Annotated in this window: 17 protein-coding genes; 8 read left to right on the plus strand and 9 right to left on the minus strand. The window is 70.1% G+C overall.

All coding sequences use genetic code 11. The features are described from left to right. The first annotated feature begins 24 nt into the window (after positions 1-24). Positions 25-1,254, plus strand: coding sequence for a cysteine--1-D-myo-inosityl 2-amino-2-deoxy-alpha-D-glucopyranoside ligase (gene mshC, locus OG542_RS32595; RefSeq protein ID WP_328415515.1), 1,230 nt, complete (start codon positions 25-27; stop codon positions 1,252-1,254). A 64-nt stretch (positions 1,255-1,318) separates the two neighbouring features. Here mshC and OG542_RS32600 read toward each other — a convergent pair whose 3' ends face one another. The 6 genes from OG542_RS32600 to OG542_RS32625 form a co-directional block, all read right to left on the minus strand. Continuing rightward, positions 1,319-2,380 (minus strand): PAC2 family protein, encoded by a 1,062-nt coding sequence (locus OG542_RS32600; RefSeq protein ID WP_328415517.1) that lies wholly within the window; start codon positions 2,378-2,380, stop codon positions 1,319-1,321. A gap of 157 nt (positions 2,381-2,537) precedes the next feature. Next, positions 2,538-3,209, minus strand: a complete 672-nt coding sequence (locus tag OG542_RS32605; RefSeq protein ID WP_328415519.1) for a FadR/GntR family transcriptional regulator — start codon at positions 3,207-3,209, stop codon at positions 2,538-2,540. Positions 3,210-3,331: 122 nt separating this feature from the next. After that, positions 3,332-4,948, minus strand: a complete 1,617-nt coding sequence (locus tag OG542_RS32610; protein ID WP_261679952.1) for a glycerol-3-phosphate dehydrogenase/oxidase — start codon at positions 4,946-4,948, stop codon at positions 3,332-3,334. Between the two features lie 8 nt (positions 4,949-4,956). Next, the gene (gene glpK / locus OG542_RS32615) at positions 4,957-6,495 is read right to left on the minus strand and encodes a glycerol kinase GlpK (RefSeq protein ID WP_328415521.1); all 1,539 of its coding nucleotides are present in this window, start codon (positions 6,493-6,495) and stop codon (positions 4,957-4,959) included. A 107-nt stretch (positions 6,496-6,602) separates the two neighbouring features. Continuing rightward, positions 6,603-7,397, minus strand: a complete 795-nt coding sequence (locus tag OG542_RS32620) for an MIP/aquaporin family protein (RefSeq protein WP_328415523.1) — start codon at positions 7,395-7,397, stop codon at positions 6,603-6,605. Between the two features lie 264 nt (positions 7,398-7,661). Next, the gene (locus tag OG542_RS32625) at positions 7,662-8,435 is read right to left on the minus strand and encodes an IclR family transcriptional regulator (RefSeq protein WP_311124807.1); all 774 of its coding nucleotides are present in this window, start codon (positions 8,433-8,435) and stop codon (positions 7,662-7,664) included. A gap of 303 nt (positions 8,436-8,738) precedes the next feature. Between OG542_RS32625 and metH the strand changes: the two genes are divergently transcribed. From metH to OG542_RS32645, 4 genes are all read left to right on the plus strand, one after another. Continuing rightward, on the plus strand, positions 8,739-12,254 hold the full coding sequence (metH, locus tag OG542_RS32630) for a methionine synthase (protein ID WP_328415526.1): 3,516 nt from the start codon (positions 8,739-8,741) through the stop codon (positions 12,252-12,254). Positions 12,255-12,379: 125 nt separating this feature from the next. Next, positions 12,380-13,081 carry an HAD family hydrolase gene (locus OG542_RS32635; protein ID WP_311124805.1) on the plus strand — a complete coding sequence of 234 codons (702 nt, stop codon included), beginning with the start codon at positions 12,380-12,382 and terminating at the stop codon, positions 13,079-13,081. Positions 13,082-13,490: 409 nt separating this feature from the next. Further along, positions 13,491-15,095 carry an ABC transporter substrate-binding protein gene (locus OG542_RS32640; RefSeq protein WP_328415528.1) on the plus strand — a complete coding sequence of 535 codons (1,605 nt, stop codon included), beginning with the start codon at positions 13,491-13,493 and terminating at the stop codon, positions 15,093-15,095. A 108-nt stretch (positions 15,096-15,203) separates the two neighbouring features. Next, positions 15,204-16,787, plus strand: coding sequence for an ABC transporter substrate-binding protein (locus tag OG542_RS32645; RefSeq protein ID WP_311124803.1), 1,584 nt, complete (start codon positions 15,204-15,206; stop codon positions 16,785-16,787). A 68-nt stretch (positions 16,788-16,855) separates the two neighbouring features. Here OG542_RS32645 and OG542_RS32650 read toward each other — a convergent pair whose 3' ends face one another. Further along, on the minus strand, positions 16,856-17,527 hold the full coding sequence (locus tag OG542_RS32650) for a response regulator (protein WP_184597440.1): 672 nt from the start codon (positions 17,525-17,527) through the stop codon (positions 16,856-16,858). Between the two features lie 14 nt (positions 17,528-17,541). Continuing rightward, positions 17,542-18,528, minus strand: a complete 987-nt coding sequence (locus OG542_RS32655; RefSeq protein WP_328415532.1) for a RecB family exonuclease — start codon at positions 18,526-18,528, stop codon at positions 17,542-17,544. A gap of 198 nt (positions 18,529-18,726) precedes the next feature. On the opposite strand from OG542_RS32655, the gene OG542_RS32660 reads away from it, so the two are divergent. The 3 genes from OG542_RS32660 (at position 18,727) to OG542_RS32670 (ending at position 22,204) form a co-directional block, all read left to right on the plus strand. After that, complete coding sequence (locus OG542_RS32660; RefSeq protein ID WP_328415534.1) at positions 18,727-20,325, plus strand: site-2 protease family protein; 1,599 nt, start codon at positions 18,727-18,729, stop codon at positions 20,323-20,325. A 40-nt stretch (positions 20,326-20,365) separates the two neighbouring features. Further along, positions 20,366-21,268, plus strand: a complete 903-nt coding sequence (locus OG542_RS32665; protein ID WP_020274881.1) for a tRNA (adenine-N1)-methyltransferase — start codon at positions 20,366-20,368, stop codon at positions 21,266-21,268. Positions 21,269-21,625: 357 nt separating this feature from the next. Next, the gene (locus OG542_RS32670) at positions 21,626-22,204 is read left to right on the plus strand and encodes a hypothetical protein (RefSeq protein WP_328415538.1); all 579 of its coding nucleotides are present in this window, start codon (positions 21,626-21,628) and stop codon (positions 22,202-22,204) included. Positions 22,205-22,262: 58 nt separating this feature from the next. Here OG542_RS32670 and OG542_RS32675 read toward each other — a convergent pair whose 3' ends face one another. Further along, on the minus strand, positions 22,263-22,568 hold the full coding sequence (locus OG542_RS32675) for a ferredoxin (RefSeq protein ID WP_261679941.1): 306 nt from the start codon (positions 22,566-22,568) through the stop codon (positions 22,263-22,265). Between the last annotated feature and the right edge of the window lie 171 nt (positions 22,569-22,739).

A 22,739-nucleotide genomic window follows, 5' to 3' on the forward strand; every position in this document is an offset into this window, starting at 1 on the left:
CTTCAGTCCGGTTACGCTCATGACATGCATGCCTGGCCCGCTTCCGAGGTCCCCGCCCTGCCTGGTCAGGGCCGCGACCTGAGGATCCACGACACCGCGACCGGCGGTCTGGTCTCCCTCGACCCCGGTCCCGTCGCCCGTATCTACGTCTGTGGCATCACCCCGTACGACGCCACCCACATAGGGCACGCGGCGACGTACAACGCGTTCGACCTCGTGCAGCGCGTGTGGCTCGACACCAAGCGGCAGGTTCACTACGTCCAGAACGTCACCGACGTCGACGACCCGCTCCTGGAGCGGGCGCAGCGCGACGGTATCGACTGGGCCGCGCTCGCCGAGAAGGAGACGGTCCTCTTCCGCGAGGACATGACGGCCCTGCGGATGCTGCCGCCGCGGCAGTACATAGGCGCAGTCGAGGCGATACCCGGGATCGTGCCGCTCGTCGAGCGCCTGCGGGACGCGGGCGCGGCGTACGAACTCGAGGGGGACGTCTACTTCTCGGTCGAGTCCGACCCGCACTTCGGCAAGGTCTCGGGTCTCGACGCCGAGGCGATGCGGCTGCTGTCCGCCGAGCGCGGCGGCGACCCGGAGCGGCCGGGCAAGAAGAACCCGCTCGACCCGATGCTCTGGATGGCGGCCCGCGAGGGCGAACCCAGCTGGGACGGCGGATCGCTCGGGCGCGGACGTCCCGGCTGGCACATCGAGTGCGTGGCCATCGCCCTCGACCATCTCGGCATGGGCTTCGACATCCAGGGCGGCGGCTCCGACCTCGCCTTCCCGCACCACGAGATGGGCGCCTCGCACGCCCAGGCCCTCACCGGCGAGTTCCCCATGGCCAAGGCGTATGTGCACGCCGGCATGGTCGCCCTCGACGGCGAGAAGATGTCCAAGTCCAAGGGCAACCTGGTCTTCGTCTCCAGGCTCCGGCACGACGGCGTCGACCCCGCCGCCATCCGGCTCGCGCTGCTCGCCCACCACTACCGCGCCGACTGGGAGTGGACCAACCTGGTCCTCCAGGACGCCGTGGCCCGGCTCGGCCGCTGGCGCGCCGCCGTGTCCCGGCCCGACGGCCCGCCCGCGGAGGCGCTCGTGGAGGAGATCCGCGAGGCCCTCGCGAACGACCTGGACGCCCCGGCCGCGCTCGCCTCGGTCGACCGCTGGGCCGCCCTCCAGGAGAAGAGCGGCGGTACGGACATGGGCGCCCCCGGGGTGGTCTCCCGGGCGGTGGACGCCCTGCTGGGCGTAGCGCTGTAACCGAAGAGCGACTGAAGGGGCGCCTCCCGGCCGGGAGGCGCCCCTTCAGCTGTGCATACGTGCCTCAGTCCTCCGACGACTCCTCGTCGTCCGTGCCCGGCTTGGGCTGAGCCGACGACTCCTCGTCGTCCGTGCTCCGCTTGGGCTGAGCCGACGACTCCCCGTCGTCCGTGCCCGGCTTGGGCGGCTTCGGCGGTCGCGTGCGGCCGCTGGGGCTGTCCCGCAGATACGACGTGCTGTCGCTGCCGTCCGCCGTCGCGTGTCCGCCGGAGGCGGTCGGTCCGCCGCCGTCCCGGCGTCTCAGATAGCGCTCGAACTCGCGCGCGATGGCCTCGCCCGAGGCCTCCGGCAGCTCGGCGGTGTCCCGGGCCTCCTCCAGCGACTGGACGTACTCGGCGACCTCGCTGTCCTCGGCGGCCAGCTGGTCCACGCCCACCTGCCAGGCGCGCGCGTCCTCGGGCAGCTCGCCCAGTGGGATGCGCACGTCGATCAGGTCCTCCAGGCGGTTCAGGAGGGCCAGCGTGGCCTTCGGGTTCGGCGGCTGCGACACATAGTGCGGCACCGCCGCCCACAGCGAGACGGCCGGCACGCCCGCGTGCGTGCACGCCTCCTGGAGGACGCCGACGATGCCCGTGGGGCCCTCGTACTTGGTCTCCTCCAGGTCCATCCGGCGGGCCAGGTCGGCGTCGGACGTCGTCCCGCTGATCGGAACCGGACGGGTGTGCGGGGTGTCGCCGAGCAGGGCGCCCAGGACGACCACCAGTTCCACGCCCAGTTCGTGCGCGAAGCCCAGCAGTTCGTTGCAGAACGAGCGCCACCGCATGGACGGTTCGATGCCCCGGACGAGAACGAGATCGCGCGGCTTGTCCCCGCCGACCCGGACCACCGACAGCCGTGTCGTCGGCCAGGTGATCTTGCGGACGCCCGCTTCCATGAACACCGTGGGGCGGTTCACCTGGAAGTCGTAGTAGTCCTCGGCGTCCAGCGCCGCGAACACCTCGCCCTTCCATTCCCTGTCCAGATGCGCGACCGCGGTGGAGGCGGCGTCGCCGGCATCGTTCCAGCCCTCGAACGCGGCCACCATGACCGGGTCGACCAGCTCGGGAACCCCCTCGAGCTCGATCACCCAGTGCCTCCTTCCGACGTACCCTCGCGAACGCCCCAACCTTACGGCGTGCCAAGGGGGCGCCCGCAGCCCCCTCGCAGGGGGAGTGACCCCATCACTGCCCCGCGATCCGCCCCTGAACACCCTGGATTCATCCGAGCTGTCCGTGAGGCGCCGGTCACAGGGTCGAGCGCAGCCACTGCTCCACGCTCGCGATGTGCACGGTCGCCCACGAGCGTGCCGCCTCGGTGTCCCGGTCGCGCAGGGCGGCGAGGATCGCCCGGTGCTCGCGCAGGGTGCGGGCGACGGCGTCCTCCTGGGTGAGGCCGCGCCAGATCCGCGCCCGGGTGGTGGGGCCGGACAGCCCGTCGAGCAGCGAGCACAGCACGGAGTTGCCCGAGCTGTGCACGATGCCCCGGTGGAACTCCAGGTCGCAGGCGACGAGATCCTCCACGGACGGGGCCTCACCGAGCTTGTCCAGCTGGGACGTGAGCGCGTCCAGCTGCTGTTCGCTGATCCGCAGCGCCGCCATGGCCGTCGCGGCCGGCTCCAGGATGCGGCGTACGGCGAGGAACTCCAGGACCGTGTCGTCGCGGTGGAAGTCCACGACGAAACTCATCGCCTCCAGCAGGAGTTGCGGGTCGAGGCTCGTCACATACGTGCCGTCGCCCTGCCGGACGTCCAGGATCCGGATGAGGGACAGCGCGCGTACGGCTTCCCGCAGGGAGTTGCGGGACAGGCCGAGATCGGCGGCGAGTTCGCTCTCCTTGGGCAGCCGGTCTCCCGGGCGCAGCGCGCCGGAGACGATCATTCCCTTGATTTTCTCGATCGCCTCGTCGGTGACTGCCATGGCCGGCCTCCTGTCGCTTAAGACCTCCGACGTATCACGTCATTATGCGGGGACGGACACGCGGAGGGGGCGGCTCCGTCGGCGTGGAGCCGCCCCCTCGGGTACGGGTCGAGAAATCGCGCCTACTTCTTGTCGAGCAGATCCTGGACCTTGGCGCGGACGTCGTCCGTGGCCAGGCCGCGGATCGTCAGCGTCGTCCGGCGGCGCAACACGTCGTCCTGGGTCTCGGCCCACTCGTGGTCCCGGGCCCAGACGACCTGCGCCCAGATCTCCGGGGCGTCCGGGTGCACGCGCTCGGCCAGCTCCGGGCTGTCGTTGGCCAGGCGGGCGATGTCGAACGCCAGCGAGCCGTAGTGCGTGGCCAGGTGCTTGGCGGTGTCGGCTCCCATACGCGGGCCGGGCGCCGGGCGGTCGGTGAGCAGCCGGTGGGCGACCGCGCGCGGGTTGGCGATGCCGGGCAGCGGCAGCTTCTTCGGCAGCGAGCTGATCGGCTCGAAGTCGTCGCCCAGGGGGTGGCCCGGCAGCGACTCCAGCTTCTGCATGATCGTCCGGCCGATGTGCCGGAAGGTGGTCCACTTGCCGCCCGCGACGGACAGCATCCCGCCCCGGCCCTCGGTGACCACCGTCTCCCGCTTGGCCTTGGAGGTGTCGCCGGGGCCGCCCGGCAGCACCCGCAGGCCCGCGAAGGAGTAGGTGATGAGGTCGCGGCTCAGCTGCTGGTCGCGGACGGAGAAGGCGGCCTCGTCGAGGATCTGGGATATGTCCTTCTCGGTGACCGAGACATCCGCCGGGTCGCCTTCGAACTCCTCGTCGGTGGTGCCGAGCAGCAGCATGTCCTCCCAAGGGAGGGCGAAGGTGATGCGGTACTTGTCGATCGGGGTGGCGAGCGCGGCCTTCCAGGGAGAGGTGCGCTTCAGGACCAGGTGGGCGCCCTTCGACAGCCTGATGGACGGCGCCGAGTTCGGGTCCTCCATCTTCCGCAGGTGGTCGACCCACGGGCCGGTCGCGTTCAGCACCAGCCGGGCGCTGACGCCGAACTCGTCGCCGGACAGCCGGTCCTTCAGCTCGGCGCCCGTGACGCGGCCCTGGGTGAAGCGCAGGCCCGTCACCTCGGCGTGGTTGAGGACGACCGCGCCCGCCTCCACGGCGCCGCGGACCGTCATCAGCGCCATGCGCGCGTCGTTCATCTGGTCGTCGCCGTACACGGCCACGGCCTTGAGGTTCTCGGTGCGCAGCTCGGGCACGTCCTGCGCGGCCTTGGCGGGGGAGAGCAGGTGCCCGACGCCGTCACCGAACGCGGAGAGCGCGGAGTAGGCGAAGACGCCCGCCCCGAGCTTCGCCGCGCCGTGCGGCCCGCCCTTGTACACGGGGAGGTAGAAGGTGAGCGGGTTCGCCAGGTGGGGGGCCACCTGGCGGGAGACCGCACGGCGCTCGAAGTGGTTCTCCGCCACCAGCTTCACCGCGCCGGTCTGCAGGTAGCGCAGACCGCCGTGGAGCAGCTTGGAGGAGGCGGAGGATGTGGCACCGGCGAAGTCGCCGGCGTCGACCAGAGCCACCCTGAGGCCGGACTGCGCGGCGTGCCAGGCGGTGGAGATGCCCAGAATGCCGCCGCCGATCACGAGAAGGTCGTACGACGCCTTGGCGAGCTGCTCCCTGGTCTCGGCTCGGCTCGGGTTCGAGCCGGAGGCCGGGTGCGTCCCCAGGGCAGGCACGGACTGCAGGGTGGACTGAGTGGTCATGCTGTTTCTTACTCCTCGTCCTCGAGCCAGCCCATGGTCCGCTCGACGGCCTTGAGCCAGCTCTTGTACTCACGGTCGCGGATTTCCGCGTCCATGCGGGGGGTCCACTCGGCGGCCCGGCGCCAGTTGGCGCGCAGGTCGTCGGTGCTGTTCCAGAAGCCGACGGCGAGGCCGGCGGCGTAGGCGGCGCCGAGGCAGGTGGTCTCGGCGACCATCGGGCGCACCACGGGGGCGTCCGCGAAGTCCGAGAGCGTCTGCATCAGCAGGTTGTTGGAGGTCATGCCGCCGTCGACCTTGATCGCCGCGAGCTCGACGCCGGAGTCCTTCGTCATGGCGTCGGTGATCTCACGGGTCTGCCAGGCCGTGGCCTCCAGGACGGCGCGCGCGAGGTGCGCCTTGGTGACGTACCGGGTGAGACCGGCGATCACACCGCGGGCGTCGGAGCGCCAGTACGGAGCGAACAGACCGGAGAAGGCCGGCACGAAGTAGGCGCCGCCGTTGTCCTCGACCGAGAGCGCGAGCGTTTCGATCTCGGCGGCGGTGGAGATCAGGCCCATCTGGTCGCGCATCCACTGCACCAGCGAACCGGTGACGGCGATCGAGCCCTCCAGGGCGTAAACCGCCTTCTCGTCTCCGATCCGGTAGCCGACCGTGGTCAGCAGCCCGTTGTACGAGTTGACCGGCTTCTCACCGGTGTTCATCAGCAGGAAGGTGCCGGTGCCGTACGTCGACTTGGCCTCGCCCTCGGCGAAACAGGTCTGGCCGAACAGGGCCGCCTGCTGGTCGCCGAGCGCGGAGGCGACCGGGATGCCGCCGAGCAGGTCACCAAGCTTGCCGCCGGTGATCGCGCCGTAGACCTCGGCGGAGGAGCGGATCTCGGGCAGCATGGCCAGCGGGACGCCGATGGACTCGGCGATCTTCTCGTCCCACTGCATGGTGTGCAGGTTCATCAGCATGGTGCGGGACGCGTTGGTCACGTCGGTGACGTGCTTGCCGCCGTTGACACCGCCGGTCAGGTTCCAGATGACCCAGCTGTCCATGGTGCCGAAGAGGATGTCGCCCGCCTCGGCGCGCTCGCGCAGGCCCTCGACGTTGTCGAGCAGCCAGCGGGCCTTGGGGCCGGCGAAGTACGAGGCCAGCGGAAGGCCGGTCTCGCGGCGGAAGCGGTCCTGGCCGACGTTGCGGCCGAGCTCCTTGCAGAGGGCGTCGGTGCGGGTGTCCTGCCAGACGATGGCGTTGTGGACGGGCTCACCGGTGTTCTTGTCCCAGAGCAGAGTGGTCTCGCGCTGGTTGGTGATGCCGATGGCCTTGATGTCGTCGCGGGTGATGCCGGCCTTCGCGACGGCCCCGGCGACGACCTCCTGGACGTTCGTCCAGATCTCGGTGGCGTTGTGCTCGACCCAGCCCGGCTTCGGGAAGATCTGCTCGTGCTCCTTCTGGTCGACGGAGACGATCCGGCCGTCGCGGTCGAAGACGATGCAGCGGGAGGAGGTCGTGCCTTGGTCGATGGCGGCGATGAAGGGGCCGGCGGTGTGCGCGTCGGTCACTGTGTGCTCCTGGAAATTCCGTGTTTATGGGGCTTTACGTACGGCGCGTGCTGAGAGTTTCACGCGGAGCGGGAATGGCCGCAGCTCCTGCGCGAGGAATACCGCTCCTAAGCGAATGCGACGTTGTAGATGCCTGCGGCGATGGCCCCGCCGATGAGCGGACCGGCCACCGGGATCCAGGCGTAGCCCCAGTCGGAGCCGCCCTTGTTGGGCAGCGGCAGCAGGGCGTGCACGATACGCGGACCGAGGTCACGGGCCGGGTTGATCGCGTACCCCGTCGGGCCGCCGAGAGACAGACCGATGGAGACCACCACGAGCGCGGTGATCAGGGCACCCAGGGTGCCCAGGCCGTTGCCCTCGTCGTTCAGGCCCTGGGTGAGGACGGCGAGCACCAGCACGATCGTGCCGATGATCTCCGTGGCCAGGTTCTGCCAGGCGACCCGGACCTCGGGCCCGGTGGAGAAGACGCCCAGCACGGGGCCGGCGCCCTTCTCCTGGGCCTCCACGGCCTTGGCCGCGGTGTCCTGCGCACCCGGACCGCCGACGATCTCGCGGTCGGTGAGGTGGGCGTGGAACTGACCGTAATAGGCGATCCAGACCAGTCCCGCGCCGATCATGGCGCCGAGGATCTGTCCGGCCCAGTAGACCGGGACGTTGTTCCAGTCGCCGTCCTTGATGGCGAGGGCGAGCGTCACGGCCGGGTTGAGATGGGCGCCGGAAAGCGGCGCCGTGGTGTAGACCGCCGTGAGCACCGCGAAGCCCCACCCGAAGGTGATGGCGAGCCAGCCGGCGTTACGGGCCTTGGAAGCCTTCAGTGTGACGGCGGCGCAGACTCCGCCGCCGAGGAGGATGAGTATGGCGGTACCGATGGTCTCGCCGATGAAGATGTCGGAGCTGGACACCCGCGACTCCTTTGTCCTTCGTCCAGGGGGAAGTTCGATACCGGCCTGGCGTTGTCCCACTCTAGCGCGTATTGCCGGTAGCTGTTCGACAATGTCGACCGATGGACGGGAGTCTTGCTTCGGGGTTACGAGCACGTCAAGAGCTCTGTTGGCGAAAACACGATCGTTACTGATCGCTGCCCGTTCTGTGGATCTCCGATGCCCGCGTCGCGGACATGCCGAGGACCGGAACGCCGTACGACGCCCCGGTCCCGCTGTGTGCCGTCAGAACCGCCCGGCGCCCAGGTCCCGCGACACCGCGCGGGCGCAGTCCCGGACGGCCGCGATGAGCTCCGGCCGCACCGCGCCCTCCTCGTCGGACCGGCACAGCCGCTCCACGGCGCCGGTGATGCCGACCGAGCCGACCGGCATGCGCCGCCGGTCGTGGATGGGCGCGGCCAGGGAGGCGACGCCCTCCCAGGTCTCCTCGACGTCCGCCGCGTAACCACGCGCGCGGGTGAGGTCGAGGATGTGCTCGAAGTCCTCCGGGTCGCACACGGTCCGGTCGGTGAACGCCTTGCGGTCGTTCTCCAGGGCCTCGCTGTGCGCCACCGGGTCGTAGGCGGACAGCACCTTGCCCAGGGCCGTGGAGTGCAGCGGCTGCATGGCCCCGATCTCCAGGACCTGCCGGCTGTCGTCGGGCCGGAATACGTGGTGCACGATCAGCACGCCCTGCTGGTGCAGGACGCCCAGGTAGACGCTCTCGCCGCTGGAACGGGCCAGGTCGTCGGCCCACACCAGGGCGCGCGCCCGCAGCTCGTGCACATCGAGGTAGGTGGTGCCCAGGCGCAGCAGCTCCGCGCCCAGCTGGTAGCGGCCGGAGGCGTCGTCCTGCTCCACGAAACCCTCCTGCTGGAGCGTGCGCAGGATGCCGTGGGCGGTGCCTTTGGCCAGGCCCAGCGACGAGGCGATGTCCGACAGGCCGAGCCGCCGCTCGCCGCCCCCGAGCAGCCGCAGCATCGCGGCCGCCCGTTCGAGCGACTGGATGTTCCGTGCCATCGCCGTACTGCCTCCGTCCCCTTTGACCGCCGACAAGCGGCACCACAGCCCTTGTTCGGCAATGTCGAACACTACCGGTCGATGCCAACCTCCCGCTAATGGCCGGACGCCATTTGTTGCGTCACAGACGGTTCATCGGACGCCCGACGGCCGCCCCGCCGCCATCTGCGTCCGCCTCGTGGACGCGCTGCCCATCCAAGCCGACTCCCGGTTACGCTGGCGCGGTGCGCCTTTCCCGGATGACCTCCGGATGTCCGGGAAGCCGCAAAGCCGACAGCCGTCGCATCCGAGGGAGCCCCGTACATGGCCTCGTTGCCGCTGACCCCTTCCGCTGACAGCCGGACCCGTGTGTCCGCGCTCCGAGAGGCCCTGGCCACCCGTGTGGTGGTGGCCGACGGAGCCATGGGCACCATGCTCCAGGAACAGGACCCGACCCTTGAGGACTTCCAGAATCTCGAGGGCTGCAACGAGATCCTGAACCTCACACGGCCGGACATCGTCCGTTCGGTCCACGACGCGTACTTCGCGGTGGGCGTGGACTGCGTCGAGACCAACACGTTCGGCGCCAACCACACGGCCGCGGCGGAGTACGAGATCTCCGACCGCGTGCACGAGCTGTCCGAGGCGGGTGCCCGGATCGCCCGCGAGGTGGCCGACGAGTACGCGGCCCGGGACGGCCGGCCGCGCTGGGTGCTCGGCTCCGTCGGCCCCGGCACCAAGCTGCCCACGCTCGGCCACGTCGCGTACGCCACCATCCGCGACGGCTACCAGGCCAACGCCGAGGGCATGCTCGCCGGCGGCGCGGACGCGCTGCTCGTGGAGACCACGCAGGACCTGCTCCAGACGAAGGCGTCCATCCTGGGCGCCCGCCGGGCCATGGAGGCCACCGGCGTCGACGTGCCCCTGCTGTGCTCGATGGCCTTCGAGACCACCGGCACCATGCTGCTCGGCTCCGAGATCGGCGCGGCGCTGACCGCGCTGGAGCCCCTCGGTATCGACATGATCGGCCTGAACTGCTCCACCGGTCCCGCCGAGATGAGCGAGCACCTGCGCTATCTGACGCGCCACTCGCGCATCCCGCTGCTGTGCATGCCGAACGCCGGCCTGCCCATCCTGACCAAGGACGGCGCGCACTTCCCGCTCGACGCCGAGGGCCTGGCCGACGCCCAGCAGAACTTCGTCCAGGACTACGGCCTGTCCCTGGTCGGCGGCTGCTGCGGCACCACCCCCGAGCACCTGCGTCAGCTGGTGGAGCGCGTCCGCGACGTCACCCCGACCGAGCGCAGCCCGGAGCCGGAGCCGGGCGCGGCCTCCCTCTACCAGAGCGTGCCGTTCCGGCAGGACACCTCCTACCTGGCCATCGGCGAGCGCACCAACGCCAACGGCTCGAAGAAGTTCCGCGAGGCCATGCTGGACGCCCGCTGGGACGACTGCGTGGAGATCGCCCGGGAACAGATCCGCGAAGGCGCGCACATGCTCGACCTGTGCGTCGACTACGTCGGCCGGGACGGCGCCGCCGACATGGAGGAGCTGGCCGGCCGCTTCGCCACCGCCTCCACCCTGCCGATCGTGCTGGACTCCACCGAGATCGACGTCATCCAGGCCGGCCTGGAGAAGCTCGGCGGCCGCGCGGTGATCAACTCGGTGAACTACGAGGACGGCGACGGTCCCGAGTCCCGCTTCGCCAAGGTCACCCAGCTCGCCAAGGAGCACGGCGCCGCCCTCATCGCGCTGACCATCGACGAGGAGGGCCAGGCCCGCACCGCCGAGAAGAAGGTCGAGATCGCCGAACGGCTCATCGACGACCTGACCGGGAACTGGGGCATCCACGAGGAGGACATCCTCGTCGACTGCCTGACCTTCACCATCTGCACCGGCCAGGAGGAGTCCCGCAAGGACGGCATCGCCACCATCGAGGGCATCCGCGAGCTGAAGCGGCGCCACCCGAAGGTGCAGACCACGCTCGGCCTGTCCAACATCTCCTTCGGCCTCAACCCGGCTGCCCGCATCCTGCTCAACTCCGTCTTCCTCGACGAGTGCGTCAAGGCGGGCCTGGACTCGGCGATCGTGCACGCGAGCAAGATCCTGCCGATCGCCCGCTTCAACGAGGAGGAGGTTCAGACTGCCCTGGACCTCATCCACGACCGCCGCGCCGAGGGCTACGACCCGCTGCAGAAGCTCATGCAGCTGTTCGAGGGTGCCACCGCCAAGTCCCTGAAGGCCGGCAAGGCCGAGGAGCTGGCCGCCCTGCCGCTGGACGAGCGCCTCAAGCGGCGCATCATCGACGGCGAGCGCAACGGACTGGAGGCCGACCTGGACGACGCCCTCCAGGAGCGCTCCGCCCTCGACATCGTCAACGCGACCCTGCTGGACGGCATGAAGGTCGTCGGCGAGCTGTTCGGCTCCGGCCAGATGCAGCTGCCGTTCGTCCTCCAGTCCGCCGAGGTGATGAAGACCGCCGTCGCCCACCTCGAACCGCACATGGAGAAGACCGACGAGGCGGGCAAGGGCACCATCGTCCTGGCCACCGTCCGCGGCGACGTGCACGACATCGGCAAGAACCTCGTCGACATCATCCTGTCCAACAACGGTTACAACGTCGTCAACCTCGGCATCAAGCAGCCGGTCTCCGCGATCCTGGACGCCGCCGAGGAGCACAGGGCCGACGTGATCGGCATGTCCGGGCTCCTGGTCAAGTCCACCGTGATCATGAAGGAGAACCTGGAGGAGCTGAACCAGCGCGGACTGGCGGCGAACTTCCCGGTCATCCTCGGCGGCGCCGCCCTCACCCGCGCCTACGTCGAGCAGGACCTGCACGAGATCTACGAGGGCGAGGTCCGCTACGCTCGCGACGCCTTCGAGGGCCTGCGCCTGATGGACGCCCTGATCGGCGTCAAGCGGGGCGTGCCGGGAGCGAAGCTGCCCGAGCTGAAGCAGCGCCGCGTCCGGGCCACCGCCGCGGCCGTGGTGGAGGAACGCCCCGAGGAGGGGCACGTCCGCTCCGACGTCGCCACCGACAACCCCGTTCCCGAGCCGCCCTTCCGGGGCACGCGCGTGATCAAGGGCATCCAGCTCAAGGAGTACGCGAGCTGGCTCGACGAGGGCGCCCTGTTCAAGGGCCAGTGGGGCCTGAAGCAGAACCGCACCGGCGAGGGCCCGTCGTACGAGGAACTCGTCGAGACCGAGGGCAGGCCCCGGCTGCGCGGCCTGCTGGACAGGCTCCAGACGGAGAACCTGCTGGAGGCGGCCGTGGTCTACGGCTACTTCCCGTGCGTCTCCAAGGACGACGACCTGATCCTCCTGGACGACCGGGGCAACGAGCGCACCCGCTTCACCTTCCCGCGCCAGCGCCGGGGCCGCCGCCTGTGCCTGGCCGACTTCTTCCGCCCGGAGGAGTCCGGCGAGACGGACGTCGTGGGCCTCCAGGTCGTCACCGTCGGCTCGCGCATCGGCGAGGAGACCGCCCGGATGTTCGAGGCCAACGCCTACCGCGACTACCTCGAACTGCACGGGCTGTCCGTGCAGTTGGCCGAGGCGCTCGCCGAGTACTGGCACGCGCGCGTGCGCTCCGAACTCGGCTACGCCGGCGAGGACCCGGACGAGATGCAGGGCATGTTCGAGCTGAAGTACCGGGGCGCCCGCTTCTCCCTCGGCTACGGCGCCTGCCCCAATCTGGAGGACCGCGCCAAGATCGCCGACCTGCTCCAGCCGGAGCGCATCGGCGTCCACCTGTCCGAGGAGTTCCAGCTGCACCCCGAGCAGTCCACGGACGCCATCGTGATCCACCACCCGGAGGCGAAGTACTTCAACGCCCGCTGAGCCGCCCCACCAGGCACACGGGCCAAAAGAGGCGCTTCGTCCGCGCAGGACGTAGACTGGTCGGTCCACCGCAGGCCGGTTCCCCCGTGGGAACCGGCCTGAACGTCCCTCAAGGAGGTACGTGGATGACCAGTACGGTCCCCGCGCTCGGAACCCGCACGGCCGAGGGCTCCGCCCTGCAGGCGGTGCTCCTCGACATGGACGGCACCCTGGTGGACACGGAGGGTTTCTGGTGGGAGGTCGAGGCGGAGGTCTTCGCCTCCCTCGGCCACACGCTCGACGAGTCCTGGCGCCATGTCGTGGTCGGCGGCCCCATGACCCGCAGCGCGGGGTTCCTGATCGAGGCCACCGGCGCCGACATCACCCTCGACGAGCTCACCGTGCTGCTCAACGACGGCTTCGAGGACCGCATCGACCGCGCCCTGCCGCTGATGCCGGGCGCGGGCCGGCTGCTGGCCGAGCTGTACGAGTACGAGATCCCGACGGCCCTGGTCTCCGCCTCGCACCGGCGCATCATCGACCGGGTGCTGACCTCGCTGGGCGCGCACCACTTCCGTCTGACGGTGGCCGGTGACGAGGTGCCGCGCACCAAGCCCCACCCCGACCCGTACCTGGCGGCCGCCGCCGGACTCGACGCGGACCCGGCCCGGTGCGCCGTCATCGAGGACACCGCGACCGGGGTCGCCGCCGCCGAGGCCGCGGGCTGCCACGTCGTGGCGGTGCCCTCCGTGGCCCCCATCACCCCGGCCCTCCGCCGTACGGTCGTCACCTCCCTCGAAGAGGTCGACCTGACATTTCTGCACGGTCTGATGACGGAAATGCGCTAGCTGTTCACCCAGCGTGCAGCGGAGTTAAGACAGCAATTTCGCAGATGAATTCGACCCTCTCCGGACGATCTCCGGACGGTCGAATTACCGTACTCCGGAACCCGTTTGCAGTGTGACGTTCCCCACGCGGCCAGGGGTCGACAGAGGATCCGGCGTGTGCCCAGGGGGGCCGCTGACGTGCCCTTGTGTCCCGATTGGTGGAACGCTGTACCAAAGCTTCCGCCATCGGGTTTTCGGTGTGTCCACGCCCGGTTCCGTAGCGTGATGAGGGCTCAACTCCGGTCGCTGCGAACCTTCCTGCCGGCCCGGACTAATCTCGTTGCGAGAACATCGCCCCACCCCCCGTGATCCGCTGCGCCACCCCTGCATGCCGGATACACGGAGTCGACAGCTCTGGAGTAACTCGAGCATGAACCGCAAGACTTTGGTGCTGCCGGCCGTGATCGGCCTGCTCGCGCCGGTGCTCGCCGCCTGCGGCGGGTCCGGCAGCGGGAGCGACGACGGCGGCGCGATCGTCGTCGGCACCACGGACCGGTTCACCGCCTCGAAGGAAGCTCCCGCACCCCTCGACCCGGCGTACGCCTACGACGTCGGCACCTGGAACATCCTGCGCCAGACCGTGCAGACCCTGATGATCCAGCCGCGCGGCGAGGGCGCCCCGGTGCCGGAGGCGGCCGAGAGATGCGGCTTCACCGACACCGGCAACGAGCGCTACGCCTGCACCCTGCGCGACGGCCTGAAGTTCGCGAACGGCGACCCCGTCACCGCGTCCGACGTGAAGTACTCCATCGACCGCGCCCGCTCCCTCAAGGCCGACAGCGGCGTGTTCGCGCTGCTGTCCACCATCGACACCGTCGAGACGCAGGGTGACCGCGACGTCATCTTCCACCTGAAGACCGCCGACGCCACCTTCCCGTACAAGCTGTCGACCCCGGTCGCCGGCATCGTCGACCCCGACGACTACCCGAAGAACAAGCTGCGCGACGGCTTCGACCTCGGGGGCTCGGGCCCGTACACCGTCAAGGCCGACGTCGAGGGCGACGAGCTGGTCAGGGCCGAATTCACCCGGAACCCCGACTACAAGGGGAGCCTGAAGGTGAACAACGACAAGATCGACATGGTCTCCTTCAAGGACACCGACTCCATGGGCGAGGCGCTCGACAAGGGCGACATCGACCTCATGACCCGCGCCATGTCGCCGGACCAGATCCGCAAGCTCTCGGGTGACGCGGACACCGGTGTGGACCTTGTCGAGATGCCCGGCCTGGAGATCCGCTACCTGGGTTTCAACACCGACGCCCCGACCGTGAAGTCCAAGGCCGTACGCCAGGCGATGGCCCAGGTCGTCAACCGCAGCGAGCTGGTCTCCAAGGTCTACGGCTCCCAGGCCGAGCCGCTGTACTCGCTGGTCCCGGCCAGCGTCACGGGCCACTCCAACTCGTTCTTCAACAAGTACGGCGACGCGAACGTCACCAAGGCCCGGTCCCTGCTGAACCAGGCGAACATCACCACCCCGGTGAAGCTGACGCTGCACTACACGACCGACCACTACGGCCCGGCCACCAAGAAGGAGTTCGAGGTCCTGCGCGACCAGCTGAACTCCAGCGGCCTCTTCGACGTAGGTATCAAGGGAACGCCGTGGGACACGTTCCGCCCGGCCGAGAAGAAGGGTGAGTACGACGTCTACGGCATGGGCTGGTTCCCCGACTTCCCGGACGCCGACAACTTCCTCGCGCCGTTCCTCGACAGGGACAACACCCTTGGCTCGCCGTACGACAACAGCCAGATCCGCAACACCCTGATCCCGGAGTCCCGCCGCGAGGCGGACCGGTTGTCCGCCTCCACCAGTCTGACGGACATTCAGGACATCGTCGCCTCCGACGTGCCGGTGCTGCCGCTGTGGCAGGGCAAGCAGTACGTCGCCGCGCGCGACGACATCACGGGTACCGCCTACGCGCTCAACTCCGCGTCGACGCTCCAGTTGTGGGAGCTCGGCCGGGGCGTGAGCGGCTGACGTACCCGCTGGAACCCCGGGGCCTGTGACCACGGCCCCCGGGGAACCGTGCCCCGGAGCCAGGGACATGCTCCGGGTGTTCTCGAGAACCGACGACAAGGCACACACGTGAACATACGCAACCAGTGGCCGGTCCTGCCGATCGTGGCGGGGCTCGCCTCCGGCCTGCTGACCGGCTGCGGCACGGAGACCGGGGACTCCGCGGGAGAGGGCTCCAACGTGGTGGTGGGGATGTCCGATGACGTCCTGGCCACCGACCCGGCCTCCGGCTACGACCCCGGCTCCTGGCTGTTGTTCAACAACGTCTTCCAGTCGCTGCTCAGCTTCCCCAAGGGCGCCACGGAACCGCAGCCGGAGGCAGCAGAGAGCTGCGCCTTCACCGACACGCAGTCCTCGGTCTACAGGTGCACGCTGAAGGACGGCCTCAAGTTCAGCAACGGTGACGCCCTCACCTCGGAGGACGTCAAGTTCTCCTTCGAGCGGATGCTGAAGATCAACGACCCGGACGGGCCCGCGATCATGTTCCCCACGCTGGACGAGGTCGAGACCCCGGACGAGCAGACGGTCGTCTTCCACCTCAACACGTCCGACGCCACCTTCCCCAGCAAGATCGCCTCCGGTGCCGGCTCCATCGTCGACCACAACGAGTACGACGCGGGCAAGCTGCGCAAGGACGGCGGGGCCGTCGGCTCCGGCCCCTACAAGCTCGACTCGTTCGACGACGGCCAGGCCGTCTTCTCCGTCAACGAGAACTACAAGGGCACCGCCAAGGTGAGCAACACCGGCGTGACGCTGAAGTTCTTCGACGGCGACCAGACCGCCCTGAAGCAGGCCATCCAGAACGAGGAAGTCGACATCGCCTACCGCGGCCTCACCGCGGGCGACGTCGCCGACATGGAGAAGGCCGACGACGGCACCGGCACCGAGGTCGTCGAGGGCAGCAGCGCCGAGGTCCAGCACCTGGTGTTCAACATGGACGACCCGGTCGCAGGAAAGCTCGGCGTACGCAAGGCCATCGCCCACCTGCTCGACCGCGAAGCCCTCATCAAGGATGTCTACCAGGGCACCGCGACCCCGCTGTACTCGATCATCCCGGCCGGTGTCGCGGGCCACAACACGGCCTTCTTCGACACCTACGGCGCCCGCCCCTCCCGGTCCAAGGCGGCCGACGCGCTGCGCGCCGACGGCATCACCGGAAAGGTGAAGCTGACCCTCTGGTCGACACCGTCCCGCTACGGCCCCGCCACCGACCAGGAGTTGACGGCCATCGCCGGCCAGCTCAACGCCAGCGGCCTGTTCGACGCGGACGTCAAGTCGGTCTCCTTCGCCCAGTACGAGAAGGACATCGCGGCCGGCAAGTACGGCGTCTACGTGAAGGGCTGGGTGCCCGACTACCCGGACGCCGACAACTTCACGGCCCCCTTCTTCGGCAAGGGCAACGTGCTGAACAACAACTACGACAACGACACCATCACCGGCACGCTCATCCCGAGCACCGCGGCCCTGACCAACCGCGCCGCCACCGACAAGGAGTTCGGGGAGCTGCAGGACATCGTCGCCGACGAACTCCCCGTCCTGCCCGTGTGGCAGGCCAAGCAGTACGCGGTCGCACGTGAAGGTGTCTACGGACTGGAGTACTGCCTCGACGCGTCGACCGTGTTCCGCTTCTGGGAGCTGAGCAAGGATTCCTGACGCACACACGTGAAGGGCGCCCCCTGCCTCGGCAGGGGGCGCCCTTCACGTTTCCGCTGCGCCGCGGGCTACTGTGCGCCGGGGCGCACCAGCCCGCTCTCGTACGCGTACACCGCGGCCTGCACACGGTCGCGCAGGCCCAGCTTGGTCAGCACATGCCCGACGTGCGTCTTGACGGTGGTCTCGCTGACGAACAGGTCGGCGGCGATCTCGGCGTTGGACAGCCCGCGCGCCACCAGCTTCAGCACCTCGACCTCGCGGTCGGTGAGCGTGTGCAGCGTGTCCGGCACCGGCTCCTCACCGGAGGGCAGATGCGTGGCGTACTTGTCGAGCAGCCGGCGCGTGATGCTCGGCGCGAGCATCGCCTCGCCCGAGGCCACGACCCGGATCGCCTGCACCAGCTCGTTGGCCGGGGCGTCCTTCAGCAGGAAGCCGCTGGCACCGGCGCGCAGCGCCTCCACCACGTACTCGTCGAGGTCGAAAGTGGTCAGCACCAGCACCTTCGCCGGGCCGTCCCGCTCGGGGCCCGTGATCTGCCGGGTCGCCTCCACACCGTCCATCCGCGGCATGCGGATGTCCATCAGGACCACGTCGGGCTGCAGGGCCCGCACCTGGTCGAGCGCCTGGAGGCCGTCTCCGGCCTCGCCGACGACCGCGATGTCCTGCTCGGCCTCCAGAATCATCCGGAAGCCCGTGCGGAGCAGCGGCTGGTCATCGACCAGTAGGACGCGGATGGCCACGTAAGTCTCCTTCGCTAGTCCGGCCCCATTCTGCCCTGCTCGGGCCCGCCGAACTCCGCCGCCCTCACCGGCAACGGGTAGGGCGGGGGAGTGCCGCCGAACTCCGGGCAGTGGGCCTGGTGGTCGCACCAGCCGCACAGCTTCGTGGGACGGGGCCGCCAGTCGCCCGTCTCCGTCGCCAGCCGGATCGCCTCCCACAGCGCCAGCAGCTTGCGCTCGACCCGCTCCAGGTCGGCGAGGACCGGGTCGTACGTCAGCACCTGACCGCTGCCCAGATACACCAGCTGGAGCCGCCGGGGCACCACGTTCTTCAGCCGCCAGACCACGAGGGCGTAGAACTTCATCTGGAACAGGGCGCCCTCGGAGTACTCGGGCCTGGGGGCCTTCCCCGTCTTGTAGTCGACGATCCGGACCTCGCCCGTGGGGGCCACGTCGACCCGGTCGATGATCCCGCGCAGCCGCAGCCCGGAGTCCAGCTCGGTCTCGACGAACAGCTCCCGCTCGGCCGGCTCCAGCCGGCTGGGGTCCTCCAGGGAGAACCAGCGCTCGACGAGCTGCTCCGCCTCGCCCAGCCAGCGCGCCAGCCGCTCGCCCTGCGGATCGTCGGCGAACAGCTCCACGACCTCCGGCCGCGACTCGCGCAGCCGGTCCCACTGGCCCGGGATCAGCGACTTCGCCCGGGGCGCCGTGCGCTCGGCCGCCGGGGCGTCGAAGAGCCGCTCCAGGACCGCGTGCACCAGCGTGCCCCTGGTCGCCGCCTCGCTGGGCTTCTCCGGCAGCCGGTCGATGACCCGGAAGCGGTAGAGCAACGGGCACTGCATGAAGTCGCTCGCACGCGAGGGGGACAGCGTCGAGGGAGGTATGGCGGTGGGCGCGGTCACGGTCGCCGTCTCCACTGCCGTCTCGATGACCGCCTCCACGGGCCCTGCCGGGACCGGCGGATCCACCGCCGCGGCAGGGCTGCTGTCGGGCTGCGCCGCGCCCTCGGTGCTCGTCTCCATGCCCCAGACCATACGGCCCGCCACTGACAGTGACCCAGCCGCGGTCGCGCCGTGTACGACGCCGGGAGCCGGGAAGGGACGGGACGGACGGGAAACACAGGGGTGCCGGGGCGGAACGCGCCTCGACGGACGCATACCATCGACTCGAGACCCTTCCGGCCGGCAGGCGCGGGAGACGCTTCGAACGAGGGGACACCGGTGGACGAGAGCGGCGGGCGCGGGGAGCCGCGGTCCGGCAACGACGAGTCGGCCGAGCGCCACGCAGGTGCTCCGGCCCGGGCCGCCGACCCGACCCCCGCCGACGAACAGCCCGCGGACGGACGGCGTTTCACCTCAGAGCAGCACGACGACGCCCCGGAGGCAGGCCCCGCGGCCACACCGCCGGCCGGGCCGGACGGGCCCGAGGACGACTCCGCGGCGGACCAGGACCCCGGCGCAGCCGAAGGAGAGCGCCCGTCGTTGCGGAAGCCCGGCCCGCAGGGCGACTCCGGGACCGGCCAGAACGCTGGTGCGGCCCCCTCCCCGGACCCCACCTCTGACCCGAACAGCCCGAACAGCCGCACCGAGCCCGCCGCGCCCGGCACCGGCGACCGCCCCCTCGCCCACTCCGCCGACGGCAAGGGGCCCGCCCCCCAGCGGCCTCCGGAGCCCCGGGGCGGCCTGCTCATGGGACGGCCCTTCGGGGTGCCCGTGTACGTCGCGCCCAGCTGGTTCCTCGTCGCCGCGCTGATCACCTGGGTGTTCGGCGGGCAGCTGGAGCGCGTCCTGCCCGAGCTCGGCGCCGCCCGGTACCTGGTCTCCCTGTTCTTCGCGGTCGCCTTCTACGCCTCCGTGCTCGTCCACGAACTGGCCCACACCGTCGCCGCCCTCCGCTTCAAGCTCCCGGTCCGCCGCATCCAGCTCCAGTTCTTCGGCGGCGTCTCCGAGATCGAGAAGGAGGCCGAGACCCCCGGCCGCGAGTTCGTGCTCGCCTTCGTCGGGCCTCTGCTCTCCCTCCTGCTCGCGGGCGTCTTCTACCTCGCCATGCAGATCGTGGACCCCGGCACCGTCCCGGGCGTCCTGCTGGCGGGCCTGATGATCTCCAACCTCATCGTGGCCGCGTTCAACCTCCTGCCCGGCCTGCCCCTCGACGGCGGCCGCATGCTCCGCGCCGTCGTCTGGAAGATCACCGGCAAGCCGATGACCGGCACCGTCGCCGCCGCCTGGGTCGGCCGCGCCCTCGCCGTCTGCGTCCTCATCGGCCTGCCGCTGCTGACCCAGTCCGGCGCCCTCGGCGCCGACGCCGTCGACAACGTCGGCATGGACACCGTCCTGGACGCCCTGCTCGCCGCCATCCTCGCCGCGATCATCTGGACCGGCGCCGGCAACAGCCTGCGCATGGCCCGGCTGCGCGAGCACCTCCCCGAACTGCGCGCCCGTGCGCTCACCCGCCGCGCCGTCCCCGTCGAGACCCACACCCCGCTCTCGGAGGCCCTGCGCCGCGCCAACACCGCCGGAGCCCGCGCCCTGGTCGTCGTCGACGCCGACGGCAAGCCCCTCTCACTGGTCCGCGAGGCCGCCATCGTCGGCGTACCCGAGCACCGCCGCCCCTGGGTCGCGGTCAGCGGCCTCGCCCAGGACCTCACCGACGGCATGCGCGTCTCGGCGGAACTGTCGGGCGAGGAACTGCTCGACGCCCTCAGGGCGACGCCCGCCACCGAGTACCTCGTCGTCGAGGAGACCGGCGAGATCTACGGCGTGCTGTCGGCGGCCGACGTGGAGCGGGCCTTCGTGAAGGCCATGGCGAGGCCCAGCTGAAGTGGTCGGCACCCCCTCCGGGGACCGGTAGGCTGTTCACATGTCCGAACCGACCGGTGCCGCCCGCAGGCGCGGGCCCTTCAAGGTCGGGGACCAGGTTCAGCTGACCGACCCCAAGGGCCGCCACTACACGTTCACGCTCGAGGCCGGGAAGAACTTCCACACCCACAAGGGTTCCTTCCCCCACGACGAACTGATCGGCGCTCCCGAGGGCAGCGTTGTCCGCACCACAGGTAACGTCGCCTATCTCGCGCTGCGCCCCCTGCTCCCCGACTACGTCCTGTCCATGCCCCGCGGGGCAGCCGTCGTCTACCCGAAGGACGCGGGGCAGATCCTCGCCTTCGCCGACATCTTCCCCGGCGCTCGCGTCGTCGAGGCCGGCGTGGGCTCCGGCTCGCTCAGCAGCTTCCTGCTGCGCGCCATCGGCGACCAGGGCATGCTGCACAGCTACGAGCGCCGCGCGGACTTCGCCGAGATCGCCCAGGCGAACGTCGAGCGCTACTTCGGCGGCCCGCACCCCGCCTGGCAGCTCACCGTCGGTGACCTCCAGGACAACCTGTCCGATGCCGACGTGGACCGCGTCATCCTCGACATGCTCGCCCCCTGGGAGTGCCTGGAGGCCGTCTCCAAGGCGCTCGTCCCCGGCGGCATCCTGTGCTGCTACGTGGCGACCACCACCCAGCTCGCCCGGACCGTCGAGTCCATCCGCGAGATCGGCTGCTTCAACGAGCCGACCTCCTGGGAGACGATGATCCGTAACTGGCACATCGAGGGCCTGGCCGTCCGCCCGGACCACCGGATGATCGGCCACACCGGCTTCCTGCTCACCGCCCGCCGCCTCGCCGACGGAGTCGAGCCGCCCATGCGCCGCCGCCGCCCCGCCAAGGGCGCCTACGGCGAGGACTACGCCGGACCCAACGCCGACGGCGGCACCGGCCGCTGAGGCGACCCCGCCGCCGCACACAACGCACCGGCGCCGTGGCCAAGTTCCCTGATCCACTCCGGGAACTCCGCCACGGCGCCTTTCCGTTGTCCCTGACGGCCGCCCCGGGTGAACCACGGCGCACACCGGTTGACCCCACAGATCACGACCGCGGCCGGCCCCGCCGACACGATGCGCGGCGGCAGCGGCCCGTGCCGCAGCGGGCCCGCTGACACAGCGGCAGGAACCGTAACTCTTCTGACTTCCCCGGCACAGGACGTGCACACCCCGCCGTTCCCACGTGATGTGACGTGTGGCACCATCTTGGCCATCCCCCCTTGGCCATCCCACCGGCACAGCCCTCAGGAGACACTCCTAGTGCAGCCTTCCGCCGTCCCGGAGCTCGCCCACACCCACACCCGCCCCATCCACTGGCTCGCCACCGCCACGGCCGTCGCCGGCGTCGTGGCCCTCTCCTCGTTCCTGCAGCCGGGTGCGGCGACAGCGGCCCAGGCGGCCGCCCCGGAGACCAGAAGCGCTCCGGCGGCCGTCGCTCCGCCCGACCCGGCCGCGGTGACGTTCCCGATCGAGTGCGGCCCCGTGAAGGCCGTGGTGAAGAAGCGGGCTTCCGGAGACCTCGACGGCGACGGTTCCCCCGAGACGGTGGCCGTGGTCCACTGCGACTCCCCGATGGGCACCCCGCCGGACGGCGTCTACGTCCTCACCCGGGACGGCGACGGCGGCAAGCCGCGCGTGGTGGCGACCCTGCTCGACCCCAAGGACGGCAACACCGTCAGTGACTTCGCCGTACGTCAGGGCGCCGTCGCGGCCACGCTTTTCGGCTACTCGTCGGCCGACGTGCCGCGTTGCTGCCCCGACGTGAAGAGCGACGTGAAATGGCGTTGGCAGAACGGCGCGTTCGTCCGCTCGGCACCGTCCGGGGCCCGCAGCGTGTGAGGCGCCCGCGTCCCGCGTGTGAGATATCAAACAGCGGTGACGGAGTGTATGGAAGGAGTCACTCTGCGTCCGGACCGTAGACCTCGGCCCTGTCCGAAACTCGACGTACGTGGATGCACTCGCCCGGACACTCCTTCGCGGAGTCGACCACGTCCGTGAGAAGCGGCAGCGGTACGGGCGTTGTGGCGCCCTTGTCCTGGAGCAGCTCGTCCTCGGCGCCCTTCACATAGGCCAGACCGTCGATGTCCAGCTCGAACACCTCGGGCGCGTACTGGGCACAGATGCCGTCGCCGGTACACAGGTCCTGGTCGATCCAGACCTCCAGAGCCTCGCCGTCGACCCCGGCCTCCTGCTGCACGCTCATGTCTCCTGCCGTTTCATGCGTCGAGCCGTATCGGGAATCCGGCCAGCTCTGACGGGTGTTGAACGCTTCGACCCTACCTCCGGCTGGGTTCCATTCATGTTCGGTGGGTATTCCCCTGGCGTGAGGGAGAGCGCAAGGGTGAAGATCGGACACACCCCGACCGTCTTTGTG

Origin of the sequence: Streptomyces violaceus, assembly GCF_036014075.1 — a bacterium.
GTDB lineage: Bacteria > Actinomycetota > Actinomycetes > Streptomycetales > Streptomycetaceae > Streptomyces > Streptomyces violaceus.

What these genes read in the sequence shown, in the direction of transcription:
- OG542_RS32605 (WP_328415519.1), bottom strand. Translation starts at nt 3,209, where the DNA reads ATGGCAGTCACCGACGAGGCGATCGAGAAAATCAAGGGAATGATCGTC.
- OG542_RS32640 (WP_328415528.1), top strand. Translation starts at nt 13,491, where the DNA reads ATGAACCGCAAGACTTTGGTGCTGCCGGCCGTGATCGGCCTGCTCGCG.
- OG542_RS32610 (WP_261679952.1), bottom strand. Translation starts at nt 4,948, where the DNA reads ATGACCACTCAGTCCACCCTGCAGTCCGTGCCTGCCCTGGGGACGCAC.
- OG542_RS32655 (WP_328415532.1), bottom strand. Translation starts at nt 18,528, where the DNA reads ATGGAGACGAGCACCGAGGGCGCGGCGCAGCCCGACAGCAGCCCTGCC.
- OG542_RS32675 (WP_261679941.1), bottom strand. Translation starts at nt 22,568, where the DNA reads ATGAGCGTGCAGCAGGAGGCCGGGGTCGACGGCGAGGCTCTGGAGGTC.
- OG542_RS32625 (WP_311124807.1), bottom strand. Translation starts at nt 8,435, where the DNA reads ATGGCACGGAACATCCAGTCGCTCGAACGGGCGGCCGCGATGCTGCGG.
- OG542_RS32635 (WP_311124805.1), top strand. Translation starts at nt 12,380, where the DNA reads ATGACCAGTACGGTCCCCGCGCTCGGAACCCGCACGGCCGAGGGCTCC.
- metH (WP_328415526.1), top strand. Translation starts at nt 8,739, where the DNA reads ATGGCCTCGTTGCCGCTGACCCCTTCCGCTGACAGCCGGACCCGTGTG.
- OG542_RS32665 (WP_020274881.1), top strand. Translation starts at nt 20,366, where the DNA reads ATGTCCGAACCGACCGGTGCCGCCCGCAGGCGCGGGCCCTTCAAGGTC.
- mshC (WP_328415515.1), top strand. Translation starts at nt 25, where the DNA reads ATGCATGCCTGGCCCGCTTCCGAGGTCCCCGCCCTGCCTGGTCAGGGC.